General features: G+C 61.0%; 3 protein-coding genes. 2 read left to right on the top strand and 1 reads right to left on the bottom strand.

Features of this window, described 5'->3' with window-relative positions; genetic code table 11:
- Positions 1–52: 52 nt before the first annotated feature.
- The gene (locus QZ964_RS19645; RefSeq protein WP_292533749.1) at positions 53–781 is read right to left on the bottom strand and encodes an aldolase/citrate lyase family protein; all 729 of its coding nucleotides are present in this window, start codon (positions 779–781) and stop codon (positions 53–55) included.
- A 111-nt stretch (positions 782–892) separates the two neighbouring features.
- On the opposite strand from QZ964_RS19645, the gene QZ964_RS19650 reads away from it, so the two are divergent.
- Entirely contained in the window at positions 893–4021 is a 3129-nt protein-coding gene (locus QZ964_RS19650) for a type ISP restriction/modification enzyme (RefSeq protein ID WP_292533751.1), read from the top strand.
- 49 nt (positions 4022–4070) lie between these two features.
- The gene (locus QZ964_RS19655; protein ID WP_292533752.1) at positions 4071–4478 is read left to right on the top strand and encodes a hypothetical protein; all 408 of its coding nucleotides are present in this window, start codon (positions 4071–4073) and stop codon (positions 4476–4478) included.
- The last annotated feature ends 148 nt before the right edge of the window (positions 4479–4626 follow it).

Genomic DNA, 4626 nt, shown 5'->3' on the forward strand with positions numbered 1-4626 from the left:
GCCGCGGCGACTCCATCCAGCACGCCCGATCGGACCTTGCTCATCGGTCTGTCTATGCCGGCGAATTCGGTCTTTGTCGATTCTCGCCCTGCGGAAAGGCGTCGCGAATGGCCGCGACCTGTTTTGGAATTAGCGCCATCGCGCCGGTGAAGCCGTCGCGGCGCGCGGCTGCATAGGCGGGTTCTTCCCCGGTTCGGACAGGCGGCGCGAGCGCCGGAACGCCAGCCGAGGCCGCCGCGAGGACAAGCATGGCCCGCGCCGTCGCGATGGCGGCCCCGCCGCCGGCGGCGAGGCCGAGCGCGGCGCAAAGCCCGGCTTCGTCGAAGGCCAGCGCCGCGAGACGCGGCGAGGCGCCGGCGAAGCTTGCCAGCGCCAAAACGCCGGCCGGATCGGCGCCGACCAAGGCGCCGACCCTTGTCGCGCCGTCGGCGAGCCCGGCCTGCGCCTCGCGCACGGCGAGCTTGACCGCGAGGCGCTGCAGGCCGGCGGCGCCGTCGAAACCGGGAAGAAAGACGCCGTCCGGTCCGGGGCCGAACAGCGCGTCGAGATCGGCCTCGATGAGGTCGCTGTCGAGCGGCGCGACTTCGACGAAGAGCTTCGGCGCCCCGCCCTTCGCGCGCGCCGCGTCGATCAGCGCGCCGGCGCGCGCGCGGGCGCCGCGCCGCGCGTCGCCTTCGGCGCAGGGACCCAGCCGCAACAGCAGCGCATCGGCGCCGCAATCGAGCGCCGCGGCGAGGTCTTCGTCGCCGGCGTCGGAATCGAGGATCAGACAGGCGCGCATGGGACGGGGCTAATATCCGAAAACCATCGCTCTGCTTGTAGCACGCGCGCCCCCCGATTGCGGCAAGGGTCGCGTTGACGGGGCTCGGGACGGCGCGCATAAGCGCAATCAATGATCGATCGTTTTGAAACCTATCTTTTAAAACTGCGCGAAACGCCGCTCGCTGAGCACACCGAGCATACCGGTCGCGCGGCTCTTGAAACGCTGCTGGGCCAATTCGCCAAGGATGCGCACAAAGGCCTGCGGGTCCAGCATGAACCCAAGCGAGAGAGAGACAAAGGCGCGCCAGATTTCAAGATTTCGCGCCATGGCATGATCCTCGGCTATGTCGAAGTTAAGGAAATCGGGACGAATCTCGACAAGATTCTCAAGTCCGACCAGATCAAGCGCTATCGCGAACTCTCCGACAATATCATCCTCACCGATTATCTGCAGTGGATATGGATCGACGGCGCGCATGTGAAGGCGCGCGAAGCGCTCGCCTTCCCGACCGACCTCGACGCCCGAAAAATCCGCATCGCCCCGGAGCGCGCGGAAGCCGTCGGCAAGCTCATATCGGCGTTCTTCTCCGAAGCGCCCGAAGGCATCGGCCGCGCGCAGCAACTCGCCTTGGCGCTGGCGACGCGCAGCAAGCTGCTGCGCGAATTCTTAAGCGAGGAGTTGATCCGCCAGGAGCGCGAGCATCAGGAGGAGCGACTCTTCGGACTCTTCCAGATTTTTCGCGATCAGGTGTTTCACGAACTGACGACGGCCGATTTCGCCGACGCTTTCGCGCAAATGCTGGCTTACGGCCTGTTTCTCGCGCGGCTCAATTCCGACGACAAGCAGGTGACGCTGCGAAACGCCGAGGAGTTCATCCCTGGCTCTTTCCGCCTCATTCGCGAACTCGTCGATTTCCTCTCCGAGCTGGAGAAGGACGACTATCGCGACGTGCGGTGGGTAGTCGAGGAAGTGCTCTCCATCGTCAACGGGCTCGACCTGCCCGCCATCCACGAGGATTTGTCGTTCCGCGCGCGCAGAGCGATCAACCGCAGGGTTCGCGCGGCCGATGAAGAAGAGCATCGGCTCTTCGAGCGCGATCCCTTCATCTATTTCTACGAAGACTATCTGAAGGCCTATGACGCCAAGATGCGCAAGAGTCGCGGCGTCTATTACACGCCGCCGCCGATCGTGAATTTCATCGTCCGCGCAGTGGACGACATTCTGAAGGCCAGTTTCGGCATTCGCGAGGGCCTCGCGGATTCAAAGCGCGTCACCGTGCTCGATTTCGCCTGCGGCACCGGCACGTTTCTGCTCGAAGTGTTTGAGCGCATCTTCGACAACATCGGCGGCGCCGACAAGGGCCGCGCCGACCCGATCGTGCGCGAGCATCTTCTCAAGAACATCTACGGCTTCGAATATCTCATCGCGCCCTACACCATCGCGCATTTGAAACTGTCGCAATTCCTGCGCGACAGAGGCCATCCGCTCAAGGACAATGAGCGGCTGCAGGTGTTTCTCACCAACACGCTGGAGCCGATCGAGCCGCAGAAGAATTTCCTGCTGCCGGCGATTTCGGCGGAAGTCGAAGCCGCGCAGGCGGTGAAAGAAAAACCGATACTGGTGATCCTGGGGAACCCGCCGTACTCGGGCCACTCCAAGAACAAGGGCGCATGGATCACGACGGCGATCGATGGATATAAATACACAGTTGAGAAAGACGACAATGGCAAGGAGTTCAACAAGCCGCTCGGCGAACGCAATCCCAAATGGCTCAATGACGACTACGTCAAATTCATCCGCTTCGCGCAGTTGAAGATGGACGCCGTCGAGGAGGGCGTCGTCGGAATCATCACCAATCATTCATGGCTCGACAATCCCACTTTTCGCGGCATGCGCCAGTCGCTGATGCGCAGCTTCGACCAGATTTACGTGCTCGATCTGCATGGCAACGCCAAGAAGAAGGAAGTCGCGCCGGACGGCTCGAAGGACGAGAATATTTTCGACATCGAGCAGGGCGTCGCGATCAGCGTCTTTGTCAAAAAGCCGGGCCTGAAACGCGGCGTTTGGCGCGGCGACTGGTGGGGAAAGAGGCTTGAGAAGTATACGGCTGGCGCAGAAAAAACGTTGCGTTCTGTGGGCTTTACTCCTCTCGTGTCCGAGAGCCCAAATTATCTGTTTCTCCGGCAAAGAAAGGAGATCGAGAAGACATATCAAACTGGCTGGTCTCTCGCTGAAATCTTCTCGCTTAATGGAGCAGGGATTGTAACAGCCCATGATGCATTCTCAACGAGTTTTACTACGGAGGACCTAATCGTCCGCTTTGAAAGATTTCGACATGCGAAAGGCGACGTGAAGCAACTTCACAGCGATTTTTCTGTCGCAACAAAGGAGGGCTGGAATATCCTTAAAGGATGGAAATCCCTTTCAGAAAGCTCTCGCAAGACTGTCGATTTCGTTCGACCAATTTCCTATCTCCCCTTCGATGTTCGATACATCTTTTTCGAAGACAACCTGGTTTGGCGAACAGTCAGAAGATTGATGGATATTATCGACGAGACAAATCCCGTGCTTCTGTGTAGTCGCGTTACAAAGGACGACCTCTCAGCAACTGTTGTGACGACCGCATTTCGTCACAAGGCGGCCACCCGTTACGACATTACCTATGGATTCCCACTATTTGCAAAGAGCGATGGCAACCGAGTAGAAAACCTCTCGCCCGCTTTCCGCGAGTTCATCAAGGCGCGCTACAAAGATCACCATTGCAAAGCCGAGGAAATTCTCGGCTATATCTACGCTGTCCTTCACGCCCCAACCTACCGGCGCCGCTACGCAGAATTTCTGCGCATAGATTTCCCCCGCATTCCGTTCGCGGAGAAGCGCGAGGATTTCGAAGAACTGTCGAAGCTCGGAACCGAATTGATCGAGGCGCATCTCTTTCGCAATTTTCCCCGCCGCGGCCTCGCCGACTATCATGGGCGCGGCGACAACAGCGTCGAGAAGCCCCGCTATGTCGAAGCCGAAGCGCGCGTCCTTATCAACGAGACGCAATCCTTCGCGCCCGTGCCCAAGAACGTTTGGGAATTCCATATCGGCGGCTATCAGGTTCTCTACAAATATCTGAAATCGCGCAAGGGCCGCAGGCTCTCGCTCGACGAGATCAACCATGTCGCCGCCGTCGCCGATACGCTGGCCTTCACCATCGAGCAGATGGCGCGGATCGACGACGCCTGGGCGAAGGCCTTCCCCGACAGGGGATAACTTCCCCGCAGCGCGAGACCACGCCGCCGGACGGCCCTATAATCGGGCCATGTCGAGTCGCGCCGTTCGTCAATCATATGACCAGCCGGGACTGTTCCCGCCCGACCAGCCGGACCTTTTCGGCGGGGCGGCGCCCCCGCGACGCGACGTCTATATTCCCGACCCCGAGGCCGTCCGCAACAGCGCGAGGCGCCTGCTCGAAAAATTTCAGGCGGTCAAGGCCTGGACCGACGAACACGCCTGGGCGCGCCTCCGCCTGATCGAAAGCGTCGAATATTACTATGGGCTCATCGCCGACGACGCCGAGGCCGAAGAATGGCGCCGTCTCTATGAGGCGGAAATGTCCCGGCTCGACGCCGCCGGCCCGCGCGCGCCGCAGGAAGAGCGCGCCGACTATTACAAATATCCGACGCGCGACTTCACGCCCCGCTGGGTCCGCCGCCCGCCCGGCCGCTGATCAGTCCGCCGTTTCGCACGTCTCCAGCACGAAGCGGGTCAGCTCGTCGGTCGACGCATAGCTGATCCATTTTCCAGACGGATAGGCGACCGCGACCGGCCCGTGCTCGCACTGGCCGAGGCAGCCCGACTGCGACAGGCGCACGCCG

The organism is Methylocystis sp., assembly GCF_021731785.1.
GTDB lineage: Bacteria > Pseudomonadota > Alphaproteobacteria > Rhizobiales > Beijerinckiaceae > Methylocystis.